We start from the raw sequence: 22,365 nt of genomic DNA on the forward strand, positions 1-22,365 counted from the left end.
CTCAACAACGCGGGCGGCCCGGACCAGGTCCGCCTGGACACCCTGAACTGGACCCGCCCGGCCGGGTCAGTCGGTCTCGGCCCAGCGGCCGCTGCGCCAGCCGTCCAGGTCGTAGTCGTCCATGGCCTTCTGCACGAAGTCGCCGTACTGGTCGAGCAGTCCGGCCGCGCGGGTCCAGTTCAGGGTGTCCAGGCGGACCTGGTCCGGGCCGCCCGCGTAGTTGAGCTCGTACAGCTCGTGGCGGGCGCCGAACTCCGAACCGACCGCGTCCCAGGCCATCTTGAAGAGCTTGGCGCGCTCCTCCGCGGTGGTGCCGGAGCCGCGGTAGTAGCGGTCGAACAGCGGGCGCAGCTCCGGGTTCTGGAGGTCCTTGTGGCTGGACGGCGTCATCAGCAGCGCGCCCGCCAGGTGCTCCTCGAAGAACTTGTGGGTGCGGTCCCAGCTGATCGGGGCGAGCGCCCGGTAGCCGGCCGAGTAGTCCATCCGCGGCAGGACGGTGCCGCCCTCGGCGGGCTCCGGGTCCATCGCCATCGCGGTGGTGACGGCCCAGGTCTGGTGGCGCCAGGCGAGCAGCTCGCCGAGGCCGGCCTGGACGCCGCGGAACTTGTCGGTGCCGTTGAGGCGGGTGCCGCGGTCCAGGACGCCCGCCATGAACTCCAGCTTCACGGCCATCCGGATCGCGCCCTGGAAGAAGCCGCGGGAGAGCAGGCCCGAACGCGGGAAGTACTGGTGGATCTTCTCGGTGTCCCGGTAGATCAGGACGTTCTCCCACGGGATGAACGCCTTGTCGAAGACCAGCACCGCGTCGTTCTCGTCGAACCGGCTGGAGAGCGGGTTGTCGAACGGGCTGTTGGCCTTCTTCTCGTACGACGGGCGGCAGATCACCTTCATGCCCGGCGTGTTCAGCGGCGCCATGAAGGCCAGCGCCATGTCCTCGGCCTTGCCCTTCTCCAGGTTGGCGAGGTGGATCTGGCCGACGAAGGCGACGTGGGTCAGCGCGGAGGCGGTGGCCATCAGCTTGGCGCCCTCGACCACGATGCCGTCGTCGCGCTCCTCGACGACCTTCAGGTAGACGTCCGGGATGTCGTGCGCGGCCTTGTGGCGGTCGACCGGCGGGTTGACGATCGCGTGGCTGATCGCCAGCGCCTGACGGGCGTACTTCTCGTACCAGGCGCGGGCGTTGTCGCCGAACGGCTCGTAGAAGGAGTGGGTGACGGCCAGGCCGGCCATGAAGGAGGCCTTGTAGTCCGGCGTGCGGTTCATGAAGCCGTAGCTCAGACGCGCCCAGTGCTCGATGGCGTCACGGGCCTTGACCAGGTCGTCCGCCGTGTGGGCCGGAGTGAAGAACCGGTGGACCCGGGCGCCGGTGTACCGGTCGACCGTGGTCATCATGTCCTTGGTGTCCGGGTGGTGCAGCGCGTCGTACAGGTGCGCCATCGAGCGGGCGGCGTTGCGGAACGCCGGGTGCTCGGTCACGTCCTTGACCAGCTCGCCGTCGATGTACACCTGGCGCCCGTCACGCAGGCTCTCCAGGTACGTGTCGCCGTTCAGCAGGTCGTTGGGCGCCTCGGCGCCCGGCTGTGCCAGGTCTGATTCGGCCTGAGCCATCGTGCTTCACTCTCCCCATCGGGCGTTCGGATCTGCGTGTCCGGGTCTGGCACATCCGAAGCTAGAAAAGATTCCCGTGGGTCAGTTATGAGGCCGCGCACGGCCTCTGGCCGTTGCGCGCACACCGGGCGCCCACCCGTTCCGGCGCGCCCGGCCCCGGCGCCAGACTGGCCCGGTGCCGCCGCACTGCCCGCGCAGTGCCGCCCGGGGACGGGGGGAGAGCGGCCCGACACCGGCCGAGGGAGCACGATGCGCGCACACGGCACACCGCTGACCACCCTGGCGGACGCCCGGGTCACCCTGCTTGACCTCGCCCTCGGCGTCCCCGGCCCGGACCGCCGCTGGCACGGCCCGGCCGGCACCGCCGGCGGCCGCAGCCCGGACCCGGCCGACCGCCGCCCGCTGCTCGGCGAACCCCTCGCCCTCGACCTGCTCAACACCCGCTGGGACGCCCCGGCCGGCACCCGCGACCTGCTCGACGACCTGGACGGCTACCGGATCTGGCTCTCCTCCGCGGGCCTCGCCGGCCTCTGCCCCGCCGACGGCGCCGCGCTCTCCGCGACCCGGCACACCCGCGAGGCGCTGCAGGCCACCCTCAGCCCCCCGTACGACCAGCGTCGGCCCGGCCGGGCGCCCGCCGACCCGGACGCCGTCCGCGAGGTGGACCGGCTGCTCGCCCGCGGCGCCCTGCGCTACCGGCTCACCGCCGACGGGCCCGCCACCACCGTCGAGGTCGACGACCCGGCCTGGCTGGCCGGCTGGCTCGCCCTCGACGACTACCTCCAGCTGCTCGGCACCGCCCCCGAGCGGATCCGCAGCTGCGCCGGACCGCACCGGCTGCCGCTCTGGTTCCTCGACACCTCGCGCAACGGCATGCGGCGCTGGTGCTCGATGGCCGAGTGCGGCAACCGCGCCAAGGCCGCCCGGCACTACCGGCGGCTGCGCGCCGAACAGCCCGCCGCCCGCGGCGGTGCCCGGGTCGCCGTCGGCTGACCCGCCGCGGACGCACGACGGCCGTGGCCCCGGGGAGTCGACTCCCCGGGGCCACGGCCGTCGTCACGCGTCCTCGCGGACGCGGTGCCCCCTACTTGATGCGGTTGCCCGCCGAGCGCAGCTGCTGCGCCGCCTCGACCACGCGGGAGGCCATGCCGGCCTCGGCCAGCTTGCCCCAGGTGCGCGGGTCGTAGGTGTTCTTCTTGCCGACCTCGCCGTCGACCTTCAGCACGCCGTCGTAGTTGCGGAACATGTGGTCCACGACCGGGCGGGTGAAGGCGTACTGGGTGTCGGTGTCGAGGTTCATCTTCACGACACCGTTCTCCAGCGCGGTGGCGATCTCCTCCGCGGTCGAGCCCGAGCCGCCGTGGAAGACGAAGTCGAACGGGTCGGCCTTGCCGTACTGCTTGCCGATCTCGGCCTGGAGCTCCGCGAGCAGCTCCGGCTTCAGCACGACGTTGCCCGGCTTGTACACGCCGTGCACGTTGCCGAAGGAGGCGGCCAGCAGGTAGCGGCCCTTCTCGCCCAGGCCGAGCGCCTCGGCGGTGCGCACCGCGTCGTTGACCGTGGTGTACAGCTCGTCGTTGATCTCGTGCGAGACGCCGTCCTCCTCGCCGCCGGTCGGGGTGATCTCGACCTCGAGGATGATCTTCGCGGCGGCGGCCTGGGCGAGCAGCTCCTGCGCGATCGCCAGGTTGTCGGCCAGGGTCTCGGCCGAGCCGTCCCACATGTGCGACTGGAACAGCGGGTTCAGGCCCTTGGCCACGCGCTCGGCGGAGACCGCCAGCAGCGGGCGGACGTAGCCGTCCAGCTTGTCCTTCGGGCAGTGGTCGGTGTGCAGCGCGACCGTGATGTCGTACTTCGCGGCCACGATGTGCGCGAACTCGGCCAGCGCGACGGCGCCGGTCACCATGTCCTTGTTGTGCTGGCCGCCCAGGAACTCCGCACCACCGGTGGAGATCTGGATGATGCCGTCGCTCTCGGCCTCGGCGAAGCCGCGCAGCGCGGCGTGCAGGGTCTGGGACGAGGTCACGTTGATGGCCGGGTAGGCGAACTTGCCCGCCTTGGCCCGGTCCAGCATCTCGTTGTAGACCTCGGGAGTTGCGATGGGCATGCGAATTCGCTCCTGTCGGTGTGGGGCGATCGAACGACGCTGTCCGATGCTCTTACGCCTCTGGCTCACGGCGTGCTTCGCGGTACGAGAAGAGGGTGGTCCTCGACCGCAGGCCGGACACCGGGGCCATCTTCCCAGACTCACCCTCCGCGGTCACCCACGGCCCGCCAGTCGGGACGCGAACGGCACCTACGCGCCGGTAGCCCCACGGGCCCGCCCGGACGGGGCCCCGGCCACCGCTCCTTAGGCCGTCTTCAACAGCAGGGCGCTATCCTGCGCGCGTGGACTACAACCAGCTCGCCGTCAATCTCCTCGACGCCAAATCGCTGATCTCGTCGCTGGGCGCCATCGGCCTGCTCGCGATCATCTTCGCCGAGACCGGCCTGCTGGTCGGGTTCTTCTTCCCCGGTGACTCACTGCTGATCCTCGCCGGTGTGGCCGCCTCCGGCGCGGCCTCCTCGGTGCTCGGCGAGGGCGCCCGGCTGCCGATCGCCCTGCTGCTGATCGGGGCGCCGCTCTGCGCCATCGCCGGTGCGCAACTCGGCCACTTCATCGGGGCCAAGCTCGGCCCCCGGATGTTCGACAAGCCCGAGTCGAAGATCTTCCGCCGCGAGTACGTGGTGAAGGCCGAGTACTACTTCGAGAAGTTCGGCCCGGCCAAGGCCGTGGTGATGGCCCGCTTCATTCCGATCGTGCGGACCTTCCTCAACCCGGTCGCCGGCACCCTGGAGATGCCGGCCCGGACCTTCTTCGTCTGGAACGTCGTCGGCGCCGTGCTGTGGACCGAGTCCATGCTGCTGATCGGCTACTTCTTCGGCGACGCGATGGCCCCGGTGATCGACAAGTACCTGATCCCGGCGATGGCGCTGATCATCCTGATCTCGATCTCCCCGATCATCGTCGAGGTGATCCGCGAGCGCCGGAAGAAGAAGGCCGGCGGCGACACCTCGTCGGCGGAGCCGGTCGGCACCGGCCGCCACCGCAAGAACTGACGGGCCCGCCCGCCCGGACACGGCGACGGCCGGTGTGACACGTGGTTTCACGTGAAACACCGGCCGTCATCGTTTTCCGGCCCGGTGCGGCCCCGCGGGGCCGCACCGGGCCGTACGGGCTCAGAGGCCCAGGTCGTCCAGGGTGTAGGCGGTCACGTACGGCAGGCCGGTCTCCGCGATCGCCGGGGCCGCGCCGCGCTCCACGATCACCGCGACGCCGACCACCTCGGCGCCCGCCTCGCGCAGCGCCTCCACGGCGGTGAGCACCGAGCCGCCGGTGGTGGAGGTGTCCTCGACCGCCAGCACCCGGCGACCCTTCACGTCCGGGCCCTCGATCCGGCGCTGCAGGCCGTGCGCCTTGCCCGCCTTGCGGACCACGAACGCGTCCAGCTTCCGCCCGCGGGCGGCGGCGGCGTGCAGCATCGCGGTCGCCACCGGGTCGGCGCCCAGGGTCAGGCCGCCGACCGCGTCGAACTCGAGGTCCGCCGCAGCGTCCAGCATCACCCGGCCGACCAGCGGCGCCGCCTCGGCGTCCAGCGTGATCCGGCGCAGGTCGACGTAGTAGTCGGCCTCCAGCCCGGAGGAGAGGGTGACCTTGCCGTGCACGACGGCCTTGTCCTTGATCTGCGCCAGCAGGGCGTCGCGGTCCTCAGTGCTCATGAGCAGCCAGTCTACGGGCCGCCACCCTCCGCTCAGCGACGGCGCAGCGCCCGCACCAGCACCACGGCGCCGCCGATCAGCGCCACCCCGCCGCCGATCACCCAGGGCATCGCACTGCGCTCGCCGGCCCCGCCGGTGAGCAGCGTGGGCTCCGGGCCGCCCCAGCGGCTGGCCGCCCGGGCGCGGGCACTGCGGGCCGGGGGAGTGGGCGCGTAGCGGCCGTGCGGCGGCGCGTGGTCCACCTCCTCCGCCGAGCGGCCCACGATCGACCGCCGCACCGGCCCGGACGCCGCCGGCTCCGGCTGGTACTCGAACCCCGCGGGCTCCGGCTCGGGCGAGGGCAGCGGCTCGTCCTCGTCCGAGAAGGCGATCAGGTCGGACAGGTCGTCGTCGAGGTCCCGCTCCGCCCGGTCGTCCAGGTAGACCACGGTCGCCCCGGGCTCCTCCTCGTCCCCGGACTCGTCCCCGGACTCGTCCTCGGGCTCCTCGGACTTTTCGGGCTCCCCGGGCTCCTCCGCCTCCGCGGCGGCCTCCTGCGGCTCCTCGACGGGCTCGGCCCCAGGCTCAGCCTCGGGCTCGGGCTCCTCGACGGCCTCGGCGGCGGGCTCCTCGACGGGGGCGGGCTCCGCCTCCGCCTGGACGGCAGGCTCTTCGACGAGCGGCTCGACGACCTCGGCAGCAGACTCCTGGACGGGGGCGGCCGGTGTCTCGGGCTCCTCGACGGCCTCGGCGGCGGGCTCAGCCCCCGCCTCGGCCTCGGCGGGCTCGACAGCCGTCTCCTCGGCCGTCTCCTCGACGGTCTCCTCGGCTTCGTCGTCCGCCGGCGGCAGGACGGCGTCCGGGCCGGCGCCGGCCTCGACGGCGAGGGCGGCGACGAGGCGGTCGAGGAGTCTGCGGCCGGCCGTCTCCAGGACGTCGTCCGGGAACTCGGCGAGGCGGCCCTCGGCGCTCAGGTCTCCGGCGAAGCGCATGACGCTGCCGTCCGCGTGGTCGTGCACGCTGACCCGCACGGTCGCGGTGACCTCGCCGGAGCCCCGGACCTCCTCGCCCTCGGCGAGCGCGGTGAGCACGCCCTCGCGTCCGGGGATCAGCGAGAGCGAGCCGCGGTAGGTGATGGTGGAGCTGCCGACGCGCAGCCGCAGCCGCCCGTCGACCTGCCCGTCCGGTGTGCGGGACGTCCCGGCATCGGTGCTCAGACCGGGGACGCAGCGGGCCAACAGCTCGCTGTCCTGCAGGACCTGCCGGACGGCGTTGGCCGGCAGCGGGACGACAACCTCATGCTCCATACCGGCGAGCCTACCCACCCGGGTGCCCGGTGCGGGGGGTTGGCGTCGGGTCGATCCGCGGAGGTTCGGCAGCTGTACACGGACGGCCCCCGCAGCCCTGCCGCCGCGGACGGGCCGGGCGGGCGGCGGGGGGCTCAGCCGAGCAGCCGGTAGGGGGCCGGCAGCCGTGCGGGGCGGCGGGCCGCGAGTCCCGCGGCGGACTCCCGGAGTCCGTCGGTGGTGAGGGCCCGCGGTGGCGGGGCGTCCCGGCCGAGGGAGAGCACCGGTTGGCTGCGGGCGGCCAGCAGGAAGGCCGGGCGGGGCGCGGCCGCGGGGGCGTGCGGGCAGGACGGCGGTGCGCCGGGCGGGGCCTGGTAGGCGACGGTGCGCAGGCCGTCGGCGCGCAGTGCGGCCTCCGCCGTCCACAGGGCGCGGGCGACGGGGCCGCCGCGGACGGCGAGCCGGCCGCCGGGGGCGAGCCGTTCGGCCGCCAGCCCGAAGAACTCCTGGCTGTGTGCGGCCCGGCCGGTGTCGCCGCGCGGCACGGGCAGGTCGGAGACGATGACGTCGAACCGCGGGCGGCCGGTGCGTCCGGTGCGGCGCAGCCAGGCGATCGGTTCGGCGTGCACCACCCGCACCCGGGGGTCGTCGTAGGCGTGCCCGGTGAGGGCGGCGAGGGCGGGGTCGCGGCGGACGAGGGCGGTGAGTGCCGCGTCCGGTTCCACCACCACGACCTCGCGGACGGCGGAGTGCCGCAGCACCTCGCGGACGGCGGGGCCGCCGCCGCCCAGGACCAGGACCCGGCCGTTGGGCGTGCCGGCGAGCGCGGGGTGGACGAGCGCCTCGCTGTCCCGGTACTCGTCCGGGCCGCAGACGGCCAGCCGGCCGCCGACGAAGAGCTCCAGCGGTGCGGTGGTTCCGGGGCCGCCCGCGAGCACGATCTCCTGGTCGCGACCGGGCACCGCCAGGCGGACCTGCGCCCCGTACAGGGCCTGTCGGGCGGCGCGCTCGATCGCGCCGGTGAACGCGGCGGCGCAGGCCAGGACGGCGAGGACGAGTCCGCAGCCGGCCCAGAGCAGCAGCCGGGCCCGTGGCGGCGGCTCCTCGCGGAACAGCCACAGCACCACGGCCGCGCCGGCCACCGCGTTGACCGCTCCGGTGGCGAGCGCGCCGGCGGCCGGGCCGAGGGCGGGCAGCAGCAGGAAGGGGAAGGCCAGCCCGCCGATCAGCGCACCGACGTAGTCGGCGGCGAACAGGTCGGCGACCGCCCGTCCGGCGTGTTCCCGGCGGATCCGCTGGACGAGGGTCATCAGCAGCGGGATCTCGGCGCCGATCAGCACCCCGATCAGGAAGGTGGTGCCGGTCAGGCCGGCGGCGGCCGTCCGGTGGCCGTCCAGCCAGGCCCAGCAGGAGTACAGCGCGAGCACCGACAGCCCGCCGGTGAGGGCCAGCCCGCACTCCACCAGGGCGAAGGCGGTGGCGGGGCGGCGGGCCAGCCGTTTGGCGAGCAGCGAGCCGACGCCCATCGCGAAGACCATCACCGACAGCACCAGGGAGGTCTGGGTGACCGAGTCGCCGAGCAGGGTCTGCCCGACGGCGACGAGTTCCAGCTCGTAGACGAGGCCGCAGGCGGCGCAGACGAAGGCCGCCAGCAGGACCAGCGGCCGGGCCAGTCGTCCGCGCACGCAGGGCGGGGCGGCACCGCCGGTCCACGGCCGGGCGACGGCCCGGACGCGGGGTGCTTCGGCGCGGCCGTCGAGGCCCGGCCGAGCGGGTGGATCCGCCGGACGGTTGATCATGCGCAAACGCTAGCGACATCCGCCGGCCGTGGCGGCACCCGTTGGAAGGACGTCGCACCAGATGGAATTGACGGTTCGTCGGCGTTCCGGTCGGGCGCTGCTCCGTTCGCGTGCATCACTCGGCCTCGGCCGCCCAACCGCCGCCCTGCAGCACCAGGGCGGAGCGGGTGCACACCAGTCGGCCCTCCTGCGGGTAGGCGTGCCAGGTGCGCCAGAGGACTCGCCGCTCCTCGCACCGCGCGACCAGGGCGGTGAAGGCGCAGGGGTCGCCGGGGAAGATGCCCGCCAGGCCGTGCGGGTGTTCGGCGACCAGGGCCAGCAGTTCCTGGGCCCTGGCGGCGAAGGTGTGCGTCGGCAACTCCTCGATCCGGGCCGCGAACTCGTACTCCCAGCCCGCCACGCGTTCCGCCACCCGGGCGGGCAGCGGGGTGCGGCGGCCGGGCAGACAGGCCACGGTCTCAAGGCAGTCGCCGGGGCCGGCGGCCACCACGACCTGGTGCGAGGCCCCGAGCAGGCGCAGTTGCAAGGTGGCCGTGCCGACCCCGGCCGCGCCGTCGGCGGGGGCGTCGAAGCTCAGCTCCCGCACGGCCAGCGCGGGCAGCGGCTCGCCGCCCAACTGCCAGGCGAGGTCGCCGGCGCGGGTGTCCGTGTACGAGGTCTGCAGTGTGGTGAGCATGCTCCGCTCCGCGTTTCGAACTCCGTGACGCGCCCGCCGTCAGCGTCCGACTCCACCGACGGGCCGGCGTTCGAGGCTGTGCGGTCCAGGACGCGGCCGACCGTGGAAGGAAGGATTCCGGCTGGAGACTCAGCAGCAGAGAAGCACGAATTCTGCGGGTCCGTCGGGGATTTACCCATCCTCGACCAGCATTCACCGTTCCGGGTGGAGCGGCCGGAGCACCCCGCTCATTCGGGGTGTCGACTCTGCGAACCGTGTTCCCATGCACCCGCGTACGCGCCGTCCGCGCCGGGGGTGCGCCCCGCGTACCCGCTCACCCGTTCGGCCTCCGGGGACCGGGCCGTCGGACCCGGTCCCCGGAGGCGGCGCTCAGAGGCGGCGCAGCCGTTCGACCGCCTCCCGCAGGACCTCGTCGCGCTTGCAGAAGGTGAAGCGGACGAGGGAGCGGCCCTCGTCGGTGTTGTCGTAGAAGACGGCGTTGGGGATGGCGACCACGCCGCAGCGCTCGGGGAGGGAACGGCAGAAGTCGGCGCCGTCCTTCTCGCCGAGGGGGGTGATGTCGGTGGTGATGAAGTACGTGCCCTCGGGGACGAAGACCCGGAACCCGGCCTCGGCGAGCCCGTCGGCGAGCAGGTCGCGCTTGCGGAGCAGGTCGGCGCGGAAGCCGTCGAAGTACTCGTCGGGCAGCCGCAGGGCCTCGGCCACCGCGTACTGGAAGGGGCCGGCCGAGACGTACGTCAGGTACTGCTTGGCGGTGCGGACGGCGGCCACCAGCTCGGGGCTGCCGGTCACCCAGCCGACCTTCCAGCCGGTGAAGGAGAAGGTCTTGCCGGCCGAGGAGATCGAGACGGTGCGCTCGCGCATCCCCGGCAGGGCGGCGAGCGGGTGGTGCCCGCCGCTGAACACCAGGTGCTCGTAGACCTCGTCGGTGACCACCAACAGGTCGTGCTCGACCGCGAGTTCGGCGAGGGTGCGCAGCTCGTCGGCGTTCAGGACGAGGCCGGTGGGGTTGTGCGGGGTGTTGATCAGCAGCAGCCGGGTGCGCGGGGTGATCAGGGCGCGCAGCTCGTCCAGGTCCGGCCGGAAGGCCGGCGGGCGCAGGGTGAGCGGCACCCGGGCGGCCCCGGCCATGGCGATGCAGGCGGCGTAGGAGTCGTAGAAGGGCTCGAAGGCGATCACCTCGTCGCCGGGTTCCAGCAGGGCCAGCAGTGCGGCGGCGATGGCCTCGGTGGCGCCGGCGGTGACGAGCACCTCGGTGTCCGGGTCGTAGGTGAGCCCGTGGAAGCGCTGCTGGTGCTCGGCGACCGCGGTGCGCAGCTCGGGGATGCCGGGGCCGGGCGGGTACTGGTTGCCGCGGCCCTCGCGCAGGGCCCGGACCGCCGCCTCGCGGACCTCCTCGGGCCCGTCGGTGTCGGGGAAGCCCTGCCCGAGGTTGATCGAGCCGGTCGCCGTGGCCAGGGCGGACATCTCCGCGAAGATCGTGGTGCCGAGGCCGTTCAGGCGGCGGTTGAGCAGGGGCCGGGCTTCCATGGGGTCTCCAGCGGTGTCGTCGGCGGCTGCGCCCACCGTAGTGCCCGGACCGGGCGCTTCCCAGGGGCCGACACCGGGCCGACACCGGGGCCGCCGCCGGGGCCGACGTGCGGGCGGCCGGAGGACGGCCGGGAACGGGTCGGGCCCGCGCCCCGGCGTACCGGGGTGCGGGCCCGACCGCGGACCTGGCGGGGATCAGGCGTCCTCGCCGCCGTCCTCGGGCTTGTCGCCCTCCTCGATGTCGCCCTGGAGGCCGAGGCGCTCGATCATCCACTGCTCGAAGCCGACCGAGGCCTGGGTCCAGTTCGCGGTGGTGGTCACGAAGTACTCCAGGCTCACACCGGTGCCGACGATCATCTGGGACTCGCCGATCAGGCGGACGACGCCGTCCTCGTGGGTGTGGGTGTAGACCTTCGGCCAGAGGGTCTCGCGGTTCCACTCGTCGACGAGGTCGAGGATCTCGCCCTTGCGCTCCAGCTCGTACGCGCGGTCGTAGAAGGCGCGGACCGCGAAGAGCTCCTTCTGGTCGCCGCGGAACATGTAGTAGACGCGGAAGCCCTCCCAGGGAGCGGTGAGGTCACCGTCATCGTCGACGACGTGCTTCAGCTGCATCTGGTCGAGCAGCTGGGCGACCAGGTTCTGGTCCGGCACGATCACCGGCGGAGGGCCGGCCGGGGCGCCGCCGGGCTGGCCGCCCTGCGGCGGCTGGGGCGCGCCGAACGACGGGATGGACGACGGGTCGATGCTCATGGGGTCCTCAATCTCACAGCACGGGGAGTGGTCGGCGATGAGAGACCGCCTCCATGTCCCATCCTGCCTCATCCGGGCCCGCGGGCACAGGGCCTCCCGGGCGGCGGCGGGGCGGTCCGCCGCCGAACGGTCGCCCTGGTCAGAAGATCTGCAGCCAGCGCACGGTGCCCTCCGCGCCGTTGTCGTAGTAGTGGTCGTCCTCCCAGGTCCACGGGTCGAGGTGGCGGGTCACCCCGCCGTTCACGCTGGTGTAGTAGTACAGCAGGTTGTTGCCGGAGTAGATGTTGTCGACCTTGTAGATGGTCACGTCGGCGTAGCCCGCGTTGGCGAAGCACAGGTGCCCGGACCACCCGTAGTTGTAGATGTTGACGAAGTCCGTCCGTCCGTTGCAGCTGACCCGGTTGATCGCCGAGGCCCCGGTCGCGGGCAGGGCGAGGACGAGGGCCGCTGCGGCCGCCGCGGTGAGGGCGGCCTGCTTCCATCGGCGTGTCATTGCGGTCACCGTTCCTGTGCGGGGCCGGACGGGCCGGCCGACGGTCGTGGCGGACGGGAGTTTGGCAACCGGCCCGTCGGCCGGGCCAGGTGGTTGTCAGGACGTTGAACGGCAGAACGACCGGTCGGTACGGACAAACCAGATTCTTGAGTGATTCATGTCACGCGATGGCGGATCGGAACGCGTTGCCGCCCGCCACGGCGGCGGTTAGTTTGCGGTGCAACCCTCCCGGCGGCGACAAGTGCGGCCGCCGGACGTCCGGTTGGGTGCGTCGACTGACGAGGAGTCGTACGGTGGGGGATTTCGGGGCGGGGGCGCCGCAGGACCGGTTGGGGGCGCTGCTGCGCAGCCTCCGGCTGGACCGCGGGATGACCCAGGAGGAACTGGGTGCGGCGTCCGGCATGAGCGTGCGGTCCATCCGCGATCTGGAACGCGGGGTCTCCTGCCCGCGGATCTCGACGCTGCGGCTGCTCGCGCACACCTGGCAGCTGTCGGAGGCCCAGCGGGCCGAGCTGCACCGGCTGGCCCGGGCCAAACGCGACGGCGCGGGAGAGGCCCGGGGGAGCGGGGCGCGGCCGTGAGGGCGGCCGCCGGGCGGCGGTCCGCCGCGGCGGTGCTGGCGCTGCTCGCGCTCGCCGGCTGCGGCGCGGGAGGGGGCGGCACGCCCGCCCCGGCGCTCACCCCGCCGGCCCTCGGAACACCCACCGCCCCGCCGTCGGGGCGTGAGGGGATGCTGGCCCTGCCGCTGTCGGCGTACGGGTCGGACCGCGAGCAGAACGCCCGCCGGGAGCAGGCCGTCCGCGCGCTGACCGCCGACTGCATGCACGCGGCCGGCTGGGCGGGGTTCACCGGGGACGACGCGCTGGACGGCGGCGGCGAGGTCCCCGACGCGTCGGCGCTGCCGGCCGGGGCCTTCGGCTACCTGCGGGCCGAGGTGGCCGCCGTCCAGGGCTTCCACGGCCCGACCGCGGCGGCCCCGGTGCGCACGCCGAGGCCGCCGGCCTCCGAGGCGGAGGGCACGGCGGCCCAGGGGTGCGTGAAGAAGGCGCTGACCGCCGTCCGGCCGGCCGACACCGCCGGGTCCGAGCTGGTGGACGCGCTGTTCGGGCGGTCGTTGGAGGCGACCGGCCGGGACACCCGGGTGGTCGCGGCCACCCGGGCGTGGTCGGCCTGCATGCGGGACGCGGGCTTCGCCGACACCACCCCGGACGGCCTGGTCGCCCGCTACCACGGCCCCGGCCGGCCGACCGCCGAGGAACTGGCCGCGGCCACCGCGGACGAACGCTGCACCGCGGCCGGCAACCTGGCCGGGATCTGGTTCGCCGTCCTGGCCGGCTACCAGCGGCAGCTGATCGACGCCAACCGGGAGCGGCTGGCGGCCTACCGGGCGTCGGTCGCCGAGCAGGCGGCGCAGCTCGGCCGGGTCGTCGGCGCCTGACCCGGGCCGGCCGGGGCGGGCCCCGGCCGGCGGCGGATCACTTGACCAGCGAGGGCTTCGGCCCGACCGAGAGCCGGTCGGGCTCCTCGTCCCGGTCGACCAGCACGGTGTCGCCGTCGTGCACCCGGCCGGAGAGGATCTCCTTCGCCAGCCGGTCGCCGATCGCCGACTGCACCAGGCGGCGCAGCGGCCGGGCGCCGTAGGCCGGGTCGTAGCCGGTGAGGGCCAGCCAGTCCCGGGCGGCCGGGGTGACCTCCAGGCTGAGCCGGCGGTCGCGCAGCCGGTCGGCGAGCCGGGACACCTGCAGGTCGACGATCCGGCTGAGCTCGTCGGTGCCCAGCGGCTCGAAGACCACGATGTCGTCGAGGCGGTTGAGGAACTCCGGCTTGAAGGCGGTGCGGACCGTCTCCAGGACGAGCTCCTTCTTGCGCTCCTCCGGCGTGGCCGGGTCGACCAGGAACTGGCTGCCCAGGTTCGAGGTCAGGATCAGGATCGCGTTCCGGAAGTCGACCGTGCGGCCCTGGCCGTCGGTGAGCCGGCCGTCGTCCAGCACCTGCAGCAGGACGTCGAAGACCTCGGGGTGGGCCTTCTCCACCTCGTCCAGCAGCACCACGCTGTACGGGCGGCGCCGGACGGCCTCGGTGAGCTGGCCGCCCTCCTCGTAGCCGACGTACCCGGGCGGGGCGCCGACCAGCCGGGCGACCGAGTGCTTCTCGCCGTACTCGCTCATGTCGATGCGGACCATCGCCCGCTCGTCGTCGAAGAGGAAGTCGGCGAGCGCCTTGGCGAGTTCGGTCTTGCCGACGCCGGTGGGGCCCAGGAAGAGGAAGGAACCGGTCGGGCGGTCCGGGTCGGCGATGCCGGAGCGGGTGCGGCGCACCGCGTCCGAGACCGCGGCGACGGCCTCGGCCTGGCCGATCAGGCGGCGGCCGATCTCCTCCTCCATCCGCAGCAGCTTGGCGCTCTCGCCCTCCATCAGGCGGCCGGCCGGGATGCCCGTCCAGGACGCGACCACGTCGGCGACGTCGTCCGGGCCGACCTGCTCCTTGACCATGGTGGCGTTCGGCTCGTCCGCGGCGCGGTCCTGCGCCTCGGCGAGCTCGCGCTCGGCGGCCGGGATCTCGGCGTACATCAGCTTGGAGGCGCGCTCGAAGTCGCCGTCGCGCTGGGCCCGTTCGAGGGCGCCGCGGAGGTCGTCTAGGCGCTCCTTGAGCTCGCCGACCCGGTTGAGGGACTTCTTCTCCTGCTCCCACCGGGCGGTGAGCACGCTCAGGTGCTCCTGCTTGTCGGCGAGGTCGCGGCGCAGCCGGGCCAGGCGGTCCACCGAGGCCGGGTCGGACTCCTTCTCCAGCGCCAGCTCCTCCATCCGCAGCCGGTCGACGGAGCGCTGGAGCTCGTCGATCTCGACGGGCGAGGAGTCGATCTCCATACGCAGCCGGGAGGCGGCCTCGTCGACCAGGTCGATGGCCTTGTCCGGCAGGAAGCGGGCGGTGATGTAGCGGTTCGAGAGGGTGGCCGCGGCGACCAGCGCCGCGTCCGAGATCTCCACCTTGTGGTGGGCCTCGTAGCGGCCCTTGAGGCCGCGCAGGATGGCGATGGTGTCCTCGACCGAGGGCTCGCCGACCATGACCTGCTGGAAGCGGCGCTCCAGCGCCGGGTCCTTCTCGATCCGCTCGCGGTACTCGTCGAGCGTGGTCGCGCCGACCATCCGCAGCTCGCCGCGGGCGAGCATCGGCTTGAGCATGTTGCCGGCGTCCATCGCGGAGTCGCCGCCGGCGCCCGCGCCGACCATGGTGTGCAGCTCGTCGATGAAGGTGATGACCTGGCCGTCGCTGTCCTTGATGTCGCTCAGGACGGCCTTCAGGCGCTCCTCGAACTCGCCGCGGAACTTCGCGCCGGCCACCATCGCCGAGAGGTCGAGCGCGACCAGCCGCTTGCCGCGCAGCGACTCGGGCACGTCGCCGGCGACGATCCGCTGGGCGAGGCCCTCGACGACGGCGGTCTTGCCGACACCGGGCTCGCCGATCAGCACCGGGTTGTTCTTGGTGCGGCGGGACAGCACCTGGACGACCCGGCGGATCTCGGTGTCCCGGCCGATGACCGGGTCGAGCTTGCCGTCGCGGGCGGCCTTGGTGAGGTCGGTGCCGTACTTCTCCAGCGCCTTGTAGGTGCCCTCCGGGTCGGCCGAGGTGACCCGGGCACTGCCGCGGACGTCCTTGAACGCCGCCAGCAGGGCCTTGGGGGTGGCGCCGTTCTGCTTCAGCAGTTCGGCGACGGTGCCGCCCTCGGCGGCGAGGCCGACCATCAGGTGCTCGGTGGACAGGTACTGGTCGTCCAGGTCGGTGGCGCGCTTGCCCGCCTCCTGGAGGACGGCGAGGGTGTCGCGGGCCAGCTGCGGCGCGGCGACGGTGGAGCCCTGTGCGCTGGGCAGGGCGGCGAGCTGCTGGCGGGCGGCGGCGGCGACCTTCGCCGGGTCCGCTCCGACGGCCTCCAGCAGCGGGCGGGCGATGCCCTCCGGCTGCTCCAGCAGCGCCAGCAGGACGTGCACCGGCTTGACGTCCGGGTGTCCTGCGGCGCTGGCCTGCCGGATCGCGGCGGACAGGGCGTCCTGCGTCTTGCTGGTGAACTTGCCGGCATCCACTGGTGGCGTGCTCCTTCCGTTCGGGCATCGAGTCTGCCTCGTACAGCATCCAGTAAGTTGAGTCTATTCCGCTCAACCTTTCCGGTCCAGTGGGTACCGGTCCCGTCACCCGTTGTTCATCCCCGCCGGACGGGCTCCCTTGTCAGGCCCAGCAGCAACCGGGCGGGGCCGGCGGGCCGGCGTCCGACCGGCCAGACCGCCCGCAGCGGCCGGTGCAGGTCGAGCCCCTCCACCGGGACGGCCACCAGGCGCCGGGTCGCCAGCTCCTCGACCACGGCCAGTTCGGAGAGGCAGACCGGGCCGGCGCCGGTCATCGCGGCCGCCTTCAGGGCGGTCGAGGAGGCCAGCTCCAGGCGGGGCGGCGCCGTCCCGCCGTGCGGGGCGAGCGCCTGGTCCAGGACCTCGCGGGTGCCCGAGCCGGGCTCCCTCAGCACCAGCGGGGTGGCCGCCAGCTCGGCGGCGGTGACCGGTCCGCGGCGACGGGCCCAGGGGTGCCCCGGCGCCACCACCACGACCAGCCGGTCGGCGGCCACCACCGCGCCGGCCAGCCCGGGCGGGGTGCCCGAGCCCTCCACGAAGCCGAGGTCGGCGTCGCCCGCCAGGACGTGCGCCGCCACGTCGGCCGAGTTCGCCGTCCGCAGCGTCACCGCGGTGTCCGGGCTGACCTCGTTCAGCGCCAGCAGCCACCCGGGCATCAGGTACTCGGCCACGGTCAGGCTCGCCACCACTACCAGCCGGGCGTCCCGGCGGCCGCGCAGCGCGTCGATCCCGGCGTCCAGGGCCTGGGCCGCCTCGACCACGTTGCGGGCCCACTCGACCACCAGCAGCCCGGCCTCGGTGGGCCGCGAGCCGCGCGGCGAGCGCTCCAGCAGGGCGACGCCGATCTGCCGTTCCATCCCGCGGATCCGGGCGCTCGCCGCGGGCTGGCTCACCCCGAGTTCGGCGGCGGCCCGTCCGACGCTGCCCAGCCGGGCGACCGCCAGCAGCAGCTCCAGGGCGCCGATGTCGGGGACCCGCGACGAGAGAGGCATAGAGCCAGGTTATGTCCTCATAGATCGTGGACGGCTACCGGCCGGACCGCCCGCGGCGGAGGCTGCTGCCATGCCCACCCTCACCGCCGCACCGCACCCCGCCCCCGCCCCGGCAGCGCCGCCGGCCGCCCCCGCGCCGCCCGCCGGCCACCGGAACACCGACCGGACGGGCGCTCCCGCGCGGCCCGGCCTCGGCCGGCTCGGTCCGAACTGGTACGCGGTGGTGATGGGCACCGCGATCGTCGCCACCGGCGCGACCGCCGTCCCGGTGGGCCCGCCCGGGCGGACGGGCTTCGCGGCGGCCGTCTGGCTGGTGGCGGTGGCCGCGCTGGCGGCCGTGGCGGCGGCCCGGGCGGTGCAGCTGGTCCGGCACCCCGGCGCCGTCCGCGCGCAGCTGCTGGACGAGCCGGCCACCGCCGTCTTCCAGGGCTGCCCGCCGATGGCGCTGCTCGCCGTGGGGCACGCCACCCTGGTGGCGGGCGCCCCCGTCCTCGGCACCCGCGCCGCGGTCACCGCCGACCTGGTGCTCTGGTGCGCCGGCGCCCTGTACGCGGTCGCCGTCGCCGCGGGCGTCCCGTACCTGATGATCACCCGGCACCGGATCCCGGCCCGCGAGGCCAACCCGACCTGGCTGCTGCCCGCGGTCGCCCCGCTGGTCGCCGCCTCCGCGGGCTCGGCGCTCGTCCCGCACCTGCCGGAGCCCTGGCGGCCCGTGCTGCTGTACACCGGCTGCGGCCTGTTCGGCGCCGGCCTGTTCGGTGTGGCGCTGGTGCTGCCGGTGGTGTTCGCCGGTCTGGTGCACGGGCGGCTCGCCCCGGTGCTCACCCCGTCGCTCTTCCTGGTGCTCGGCCCGCTCGGCCAGTCGACCACCGCGGCGGGCGGGCTGGCCGACGCCGCGCGCACGGCGGCCCCGGCGCTCGCCGGGCCGGGCCGGGCCCTGTCGGTGCTGTACGGGGTGGCGGTGCTCGGCTTCGCCCTGCTGTGGCTCGTCCCGGCGGTGGCCGCGAACGTGCGGGCCCTGCGGTCCGGGATGCCCTTCGCGATGACCTGGTGGGCCTTCACCTTCCCGGTGGGCACCCTGGTGACCGGGGCGGCGGCACTGGCCCGGCACACCGGTTTCGGCGGCTTCGCCGGGCTGTCCGCGGCCCTGTACGCCCTGCTGCTCGCCGCCTGGGCGGTGGCGGCGGTGCGCACGGCGGCCGCGCTCCCGGCGACCCTCCGGGCGGGTGCGGCGCCCCGTCCGGCGGCGGCCGGCGCCCCGGAGCCCGTGCGGAATCCCTGAACGCCGGGTCGGTCCGGCCGGCCGCGGCGCACTTCGGCGGCGTGGCGCGGAACACATCGGTCCGCGAATTGCGGTTATCCCGCGGCGGTGTTCCGGGGCGGCCGGAGCGGACGGCGGTAATCCTCCCGGAGATGCTCGGTGCACGAATCCCGTGGCGGCCTCTCCCCGGCATTCGGAGAGGCGCCCGGAAGCCGGTGGCACGCGGTGCCATCCGGCGGCCGCCGCCCAGGTCGGAGCCGCCCCGGCAGCGCCGCGGGCCCGTTCGCGGGTACGATCCGGCGCCCGGCGGCACGCTGCCGCACGAATTCCCCCGCAGGGGGGGATCGGCCGTGTGGAGGGCTCAGGGACGCCGAATGGACGTTTGGTGGGCACCGCACCCCGGGTGGACACCCGGATGTCGACCGGACCGGAGATTTCCGTTCCGCCGTGCGGACCGGAGACTGCAAGTTCATGCACTTGCGGAAACCTGCAGGCGGTGGCCACTTGTGACTCGGCCGTCACGCTGTGAGGGTGGAACCACGCCAGCCGTCCGGGCAACCGCAGCCCGAGGGACGGTGACTTGCTCTTCAGTGTGGGTGGTGGTGCGTCAGCGCCGCTGCCGCGGGGGGAAGAGCGCCGGCCGGGACGCCATGTGTGGTGATGGCCCCCGGAACCGGACTCGGCGAGGCGTTGCTGCTCCGCCTCGCCGGAAGCGCCTTCGGCAACGGCGTGACATGACGGGTCCCCCGGCCCGCGCGCTCCGTGCGCGCCGGCCGGGGGACGCGTCGAAAAGGGGTACCGAATCCCTCCCGATCCGAACTTGTTGAGATCATGATCCGACACTGAGGGGAAAGTTCGGCAGGGAGACTTCCAGGTGGCTGCGGAACCGGCGGACCGGGGCTCCGGCCTGCCCGACGAGGCGGGACGCGGGCTCTACCTCGCCGTGCTCGCCCGTGGCGGGCGGATTCCGCTGTCCACCGTCCCCGAGCAGGACCGCGCCGCGGTCGACCAGCTCGTCCGGGTCGGCCTGCTGGTGCCCAATCCGATCGACGGCGCCTACGTGGCGGTCAGCCCGCGCGCCGTGGGCGAGCGGATCGGCTCGGAGATGCGCTCCGCCGCCGCGGACCTGCTCTGGCGGGCCGAACGCCTCCCCGCCGACCTCGACCCGCTCACCCGGGCGTACGACTCGCTCCCCCGGCAGGCGGACGACCCGCAGCGCGCCACCTACGTCGACGGCCGCGAGCGGATCCGCCACCGGATCGCCGAACTCGTCTCCGACTGCAAGCAGGAGATGCTCACCGCCCAGCCCGGCCCCCGGCAGCCGGCCACCATCACCCTCGCCCGGCCCCAGGACCTCGCCCTGGTGCAGCGCGGCGCCCGGATGCGCACCCTCTACCAGCCGCAGGTCCTCGCCGAGCCGTGGACGCTCGGCTACGCCGCCGAGCTCACCGAGCAGGGCGCCGGACTGCGCGTCCTCGACGAGGCCTTCGAGCGGATGCTGATCATCGACCGCGCGGTCGCCGTCGTCCCCGCCGCCGACGACTACAGCCGCGCCGCCTTCATCTCCGACCCGGCGGCCGTCGCCTTCCTGGTCAAGACCTTCGAACGGGACTGGGCCCGGGCCGACGTCGTCCAGTGGGCCGAGGTCGACACCCCCGCCGTCGCCGCCTCCGCCGCCAACCGGGTCGGCCGGCTGCTCGCCCAGGGGCTCACCCAGCGGGCCGTCGCCACCCGGCTCGGGCTCAGCGAGCGCACCGTCGCCGGACACATCTCCCGGCTGCGCGAGAAGTACGGCGCCCAGACCCTCTTCCAGCTCGGCTGGCTGATGCGGGGGAGCCGCCGTGACTGACCGGACGCGCACGGCACCGCCGCGGATGACATGTCCTGTGACGTTTTCCGCTCGCGAGCGCTCTATCTCCATGGGACGGTCACAGCGGGGAGAGCGGCATGGCTGACGACGGCACGGGAGCGCTCCCGAACGAGGAGGAGCGGGCCCTCTACCGGGCGGTCCTGGCCCAGGGCGGCCGGGTGATGTTCCGCGACGCCCTCGCGGAGAACCCGGAGGCGGTGCTCCGGCTGGTCGAGCTGGGATTCCTGGTGCACCACGCCGAGGACGCCTCGCTCACCGCGGTGAACCCCAGGACGGTCAGCGACCGGCTCAGCGCCGGCCTGCGGTCGGCCGGCACCCGGATGCTGATCCGGGCGGAGCAGATGCCCGGCGCGCTGGAGGACCTGGCCCAGGCCTACGACGCCACCCCGCCCCGGGTCGACCGCACCGGCGAGGTCCAGCACGTCCACGGCTTCGGCCAGATCCGGCACCGCCTCCTGCAGCTGGAGGCGGACGCCCGCGAGGAGGGGCTGGCGCTCCAGCCCGGCGGTGCCCGCCCGGCCGGGCACCTGGCGGCGGGCCTGGACCGCGCCCGGGCCTTCCTGGCCCGCGGGGCCACGCTGCGCACCGTCTACCACCCGGGCGCGCGGCTGGACGAGGCGACGGCCGACTACGCGGCCGAACTGACCGAGCTCGGTGCCCGGTTCCGCATCCTCGCCGAGCCCTTCACCCGGATGCTGGTCTTCGACCGCCGGATCGCGGTGCTCCCCGCCGCGGCCGACAACAGCAGCGCGGCCTTCGTCGAGGACCCGGCGGTGGTCGGCTACCTGGTCGGCGTCTTCGAGCGCGACTGGGAGCGCGCGGAGCGGGTGCAGTGGCGCACCGCCCCGCAGGACGGCAAGGGCATCCCGGTGCACGAGCAGGTCGGCCGGCTGCTGGCGCAGGGGCTGACCCAGCGGACGGTCGCGAGCCGGCTCGGGCTCGGCGAGCGCACCGTGGCCGCGCACATCGCCCGGCTGCGCGAGCTGTACGGCGCCGAGACGCTCTTCCAGCTCGGCTGGCAGATGCGCGCCGACGCGCCCGAGGAGCGGCCGGAGTGACGCCGCGTCAGCCGGTGGCGATCCCCGGGGACCAGTAGCCGAACGAGTCGCCCTTGGACTGCCGCGGCACCGGGAACTGCTCGCCGGGGGCCGTCCAGAAGCCCTCGCGCAGCGAGAGCGCCATGCCGGCCCAGTCCAGCGCCGTCTCCACGGTGTGCTGCAGGGCGTCCTGCGACCAGCCGTCGTCGAACACCAGCGGCAGCACCGGCGCGACCTGCTCGATGGTGGCGATCAGCGGGTTGTGCGTGATCGCCTCGTCCACCAGCAGCACGATCGGCTTGCGCAGCGCCGAGGCCCAGCCCAGCTCCAGGCTGACACCGGCCGACAGCGGCGCGCCGACGTACGCGAAGACCAGGTCGGCGGTCTGCAGCGCCCGGAAGTCGGAGGGCACCCGGGGCTCGGGGGCGCGGCCGGCGATCGTCCAGGCGTCGCTGTGGTGGGCGCTGTACACGGCCGCGCCGCTGCGCAGCAGGGTCGTCCGCAGGGTGGTCAGCCGGGTGCGGCTGGCCAGGGTCACCACGCTGTCGGCCGGGCCGGTGAGCCGCATCAGCGGTGCGGCCAGGAAGACCCGTGCGCGCCGGCCCTCGGAGGCCTGGGCGGTGCGATGGCGCAGGTAGGGCTCACTCATGTCGACTCCGGGGATTGGCCGCTGGCTGGTCTGGCGTCCGGCGAGCGATTGGCGTCCGGGCTCGCCCCGAGGCGAGTTCCGCTGTGGTGTGGTCGGGGCGGTGCCGTCGTGGCTGCTCGGGCGCCGCGGATGTGGTGTGACCGTGCTGATCGTCCAACGTTCGTGACCGACAAGTCCACCGGCACGTGGTGTCATATGGCTGCCTGGCAGCGAGATGACGCACCCGCGGGAATGCGCCGATCGTGACACCGAGCGTGCTCTTGCGGCATGATTTGGGCCAATGTTCGAGACTTCTCTATTCACTCGGTAGGCATTCCCAGAGGAGGGATCGGTCGCAATGTCTCGTATGCGCCGGTTTGTTCGGCTTGCCGTCGTGCCAGTTGTCATGGGTGCGGCGATATTGACGGGTAGTAATCCGGCTGCGGCCGACAGCGCCTGGACACTCCGCAGCGTGCACGCCGACCAGGCGGCCGCGGCGGAGACCGTGCAGGCCAGGACGGGCTCGCTGTTGCTGCTGGACGACTCCGCCTGGACCTGATGGGCGGCGAGGGTACTGCT

The 22,365-nt window shown here is 74.0% G+C and carries 20 protein-coding genes; 8 read left to right on the forward strand and 12 right to left on the reverse strand.

What is annotated here, in order from left to right; all coding sequences use genetic code 11:
- Positions 1–66: 66 nt before the first annotated feature.
- Positions 67–1,608, reverse strand: coding sequence for a 4-hydroxyphenylacetate 3-hydroxylase family protein (locus AB0O09_RS34645; protein WP_344622136.1), 1,542 nt, complete (start codon positions 1,606–1,608; stop codon positions 67–69).
- A gap of 249 nt (positions 1,609–1,857) precedes the next feature.
- On the opposite strand from AB0O09_RS34645, the gene AB0O09_RS34650 reads away from it, so the two are divergent.
- On the forward strand, positions 1,858–2,601 hold the full coding sequence (locus tag AB0O09_RS34650) for a CGNR zinc finger domain-containing protein (protein WP_363548841.1): 744 nt from the start codon (positions 1,858–1,860) through the stop codon (positions 2,599–2,601).
- Between the two features lie 91 nt (positions 2,602–2,692).
- Here AB0O09_RS34650 and fbaA read toward each other — a convergent pair whose 3' ends face one another.
- Positions 2,693–3,715, reverse strand: coding sequence for a class II fructose-bisphosphate aldolase (fbaA, locus tag AB0O09_RS34655; RefSeq protein ID WP_363548843.1), 1,023 nt, complete (start codon positions 3,713–3,715; stop codon positions 2,693–2,695).
- Between the two features lie 281 nt (positions 3,716–3,996).
- Between fbaA and AB0O09_RS34660 the strand changes: the two genes are divergently transcribed.
- On the forward strand, positions 3,997–4,707 hold the full coding sequence (locus AB0O09_RS34660) for a VTT domain-containing protein (RefSeq protein ID WP_363548845.1): 711 nt from the start codon (positions 3,997–3,999) through the stop codon (positions 4,705–4,707).
- A gap of 120 nt (positions 4,708–4,827) precedes the next feature.
- Here the strand turns inward: AB0O09_RS34660 and pyrE are convergent, their stop codons facing one another.
- The 7 genes from pyrE to AB0O09_RS34695 all read right to left on the reverse strand — a co-directional run bounded on the left by pyrE (position 4,828) and on the right by AB0O09_RS34695 (position 11,880).
- Positions 4,828–5,367 carry an orotate phosphoribosyltransferase gene (gene pyrE, locus AB0O09_RS34665; RefSeq protein ID WP_030274601.1) on the reverse strand — a complete coding sequence of 180 codons (540 nt, stop codon included), beginning with the start codon at positions 5,365–5,367 and terminating at the stop codon, positions 4,828–4,830.
- A gap of 32 nt (positions 5,368–5,399) precedes the next feature.
- Positions 5,400–6,653: an SRPBCC domain-containing protein gene (locus AB0O09_RS34670; RefSeq protein WP_363548847.1), complete on the reverse strand. Its 1,254-nt coding sequence runs from the start codon at positions 6,651–6,653 to the stop codon at positions 5,400–5,402.
- Between the two features lie 134 nt (positions 6,654–6,787).
- A complete protein-coding gene (locus AB0O09_RS34675; protein WP_363548849.1) occupies positions 6,788–8,431 on the reverse strand; it encodes a spermidine synthase in 1,644 nt (547 codons plus the stop codon).
- A 115-nt stretch (positions 8,432–8,546) separates the two neighbouring features.
- Positions 8,547–9,107 (reverse strand): DUF2617 family protein, encoded by a 561-nt coding sequence (locus tag AB0O09_RS34680; RefSeq protein WP_363548851.1) that lies wholly within the window; start codon positions 9,105–9,107, stop codon positions 8,547–8,549.
- Positions 9,108–9,476: 369 nt separating this feature from the next.
- Complete coding sequence (locus AB0O09_RS34685; protein WP_363548853.1) at positions 9,477–10,637, reverse strand: pyridoxal phosphate-dependent aminotransferase; 1,161 nt, start codon at positions 10,635–10,637, stop codon at positions 9,477–9,479.
- 195 nt (positions 10,638–10,832) lie between these two features.
- Positions 10,833–11,387, reverse strand: a complete 555-nt coding sequence (locus AB0O09_RS34690) for a YbjN domain-containing protein (RefSeq protein ID WP_344622128.1) — start codon at positions 11,385–11,387, stop codon at positions 10,833–10,835.
- Between the two features lie 139 nt (positions 11,388–11,526).
- On the reverse strand, positions 11,527–11,880 hold the full coding sequence (locus tag AB0O09_RS34695; RefSeq protein WP_344622127.1) for a beta/gamma crystallin domain-containing protein: 354 nt from the start codon (positions 11,878–11,880) through the stop codon (positions 11,527–11,529).
- Positions 11,881–12,173: 293 nt separating this feature from the next.
- Between AB0O09_RS34695 and AB0O09_RS34700 the strand changes: the two genes are divergently transcribed.
- Together AB0O09_RS34700 and AB0O09_RS34705 are read left to right on the forward strand one after the other, a co-directional pair.
- Complete coding sequence (locus AB0O09_RS34700) at positions 12,174–12,461, forward strand: helix-turn-helix transcriptional regulator (protein ID WP_363548856.1); 288 nt, start codon at positions 12,174–12,176, stop codon at positions 12,459–12,461.
- The gene (locus AB0O09_RS34705) at positions 12,458–13,318 is read left to right on the forward strand and encodes a hypothetical protein (protein ID WP_363548858.1); all 861 of its coding nucleotides are present in this window, start codon (positions 12,458–12,460) and stop codon (positions 13,316–13,318) included. Before AB0O09_RS34700 ends, AB0O09_RS34705 begins: the two co-directional genes overlap by 4 nt.
- A gap of 37 nt (positions 13,319–13,355) precedes the next feature.
- On the opposite strand, the gene clpB is transcribed toward AB0O09_RS34705, so the two are convergent.
- On the reverse strand, positions 13,356–15,959 hold the full coding sequence (gene clpB, locus AB0O09_RS34710; RefSeq protein WP_363548860.1) for an ATP-dependent chaperone ClpB: 2,604 nt from the start codon (positions 15,957–15,959) through the stop codon (positions 13,356–13,358).
- Between the two features lie 116 nt (positions 15,960–16,075).
- Positions 16,076–16,990 (reverse strand): LysR family transcriptional regulator, encoded by a 915-nt coding sequence (locus AB0O09_RS34715; protein WP_363548862.1) that lies wholly within the window; start codon positions 16,988–16,990, stop codon positions 16,076–16,078.
- Positions 16,991–17,060: 70 nt separating this feature from the next.
- Between AB0O09_RS34715 and AB0O09_RS34720 the strand changes: the two genes are divergently transcribed.
- From AB0O09_RS34720 to AB0O09_RS34730, 3 genes are all read left to right on the forward strand, one after another.
- Entirely contained in the window at positions 17,061–18,272 is a 1,212-nt protein-coding gene (locus tag AB0O09_RS34720; RefSeq protein ID WP_363548864.1) for a C4-dicarboxylate ABC transporter, read from the forward strand.
- 853 nt (positions 18,273–19,125) lie between these two features.
- Positions 19,126–20,100, forward strand: coding sequence for a LuxR C-terminal-related transcriptional regulator (locus AB0O09_RS34725; protein ID WP_363548866.1), 975 nt, complete (start codon positions 19,126–19,128; stop codon positions 20,098–20,100).
- Positions 20,101–20,198: 98 nt separating this feature from the next.
- The gene (locus AB0O09_RS34730; protein ID WP_363548868.1) at positions 20,199–21,179 is read left to right on the forward strand and encodes a LuxR family transcriptional regulator; all 981 of its coding nucleotides are present in this window, start codon (positions 20,199–20,201) and stop codon (positions 21,177–21,179) included.
- Between the two features lie 7 nt (positions 21,180–21,186).
- On the opposite strand, the gene AB0O09_RS34735 is transcribed toward AB0O09_RS34730, so the two are convergent.
- Positions 21,187–21,807 (reverse strand): hypothetical protein, encoded by a 621-nt coding sequence (locus AB0O09_RS34735; RefSeq protein ID WP_344624598.1) that lies wholly within the window; start codon positions 21,805–21,807, stop codon positions 21,187–21,189.
- A gap of 373 nt (positions 21,808–22,180) precedes the next feature.
- Here AB0O09_RS34735 and AB0O09_RS34740 point away from each other — a divergent pair, with 373 nt between their 5' ends.
- The gene (locus AB0O09_RS34740) at positions 22,181–22,345 is read left to right on the forward strand and encodes a hypothetical protein (RefSeq protein ID WP_363548870.1); all 165 of its coding nucleotides are present in this window, start codon (positions 22,181–22,183) and stop codon (positions 22,343–22,345) included.
- Positions 22,346–22,365: the final 20 nt, after the last annotated feature.

Origin of the sequence: Kitasatospora sp. NPDC093679 (assembly GCF_040683455.1) — a bacterium.
In the GTDB taxonomy this organism is placed as follows: domain Bacteria; phylum Actinomycetota; class Actinomycetes; order Streptomycetales; family Streptomycetaceae; genus Kitasatospora; species Kitasatospora arboriphila.

Excerpts from the sequence above, each read along its gene's own strand:
- AB0O09_RS34670 (WP_363548847.1), bottom strand. The coding sequence starts at position 6,653 with ATGGAGCATGAGGTTGTCGTCCCGCTGCCGGCCAACGCCGTCCGGCAG.
- AB0O09_RS34650 (WP_363548841.1), top strand. The coding sequence starts at position 1,858 with ATGCGCGCACACGGCACACCGCTGACCACCCTGGCGGACGCCCGGGTC.
- AB0O09_RS34685 (WP_363548853.1), bottom strand. The coding sequence starts at position 10,637 with ATGGAAGCCCGGCCCCTGCTCAACCGCCGCCTGAACGGCCTCGGCACC.
- fbaA (WP_363548843.1), bottom strand. The coding sequence starts at position 3,715 with ATGCCCATCGCAACTCCCGAGGTCTACAACGAGATGCTGGACCGGGCC.
- AB0O09_RS34645 (WP_344622136.1), bottom strand. The coding sequence starts at position 1,608 with ATGGCTCAGGCCGAATCAGACCTGGCACAGCCGGGCGCCGAGGCGCCC.
- AB0O09_RS34715 (WP_363548862.1), bottom strand. The coding sequence starts at position 16,990 with ATGCCTCTCTCGTCGCGGGTCCCCGACATCGGCGCCCTGGAGCTGCTG.
- pyrE (WP_030274601.1), bottom strand. The coding sequence starts at position 5,367 with ATGAGCACTGAGGACCGCGACGCCCTGCTGGCGCAGATCAAGGACAAG.
- AB0O09_RS34690 (WP_344622128.1), bottom strand. The coding sequence starts at position 11,387 with ATGAGCATCGACCCGTCGTCCATCCCGTCGTTCGGCGCGCCCCAGCCG.
- AB0O09_RS34675 (WP_363548849.1), bottom strand. The coding sequence starts at position 8,431 with ATGATCAACCGTCCGGCGGATCCACCCGCTCGGCCGGGCCTCGACGGC.
- AB0O09_RS34735 (WP_344624598.1), bottom strand. The coding sequence starts at position 21,807 with ATGAGTGAGCCCTACCTGCGCCATCGCACCGCCCAGGCCTCCGAGGGC.
- AB0O09_RS34695 (WP_344622127.1), bottom strand. The coding sequence starts at position 11,880 with ATGACACGCCGATGGAAGCAGGCCGCCCTCACCGCGGCGGCCGCAGCG.
- AB0O09_RS34730 (WP_363548868.1), top strand. The coding sequence starts at position 20,199 with ATGGCTGACGACGGCACGGGAGCGCTCCCGAACGAGGAGGAGCGGGCC.
- AB0O09_RS34720 (WP_363548864.1), top strand. The coding sequence starts at position 17,061 with ATGCCCACCCTCACCGCCGCACCGCACCCCGCCCCCGCCCCGGCAGCG.
- AB0O09_RS34680 (WP_363548851.1), bottom strand. The coding sequence starts at position 9,107 with ATGCTCACCACACTGCAGACCTCGTACACGGACACCCGCGCCGGCGAC.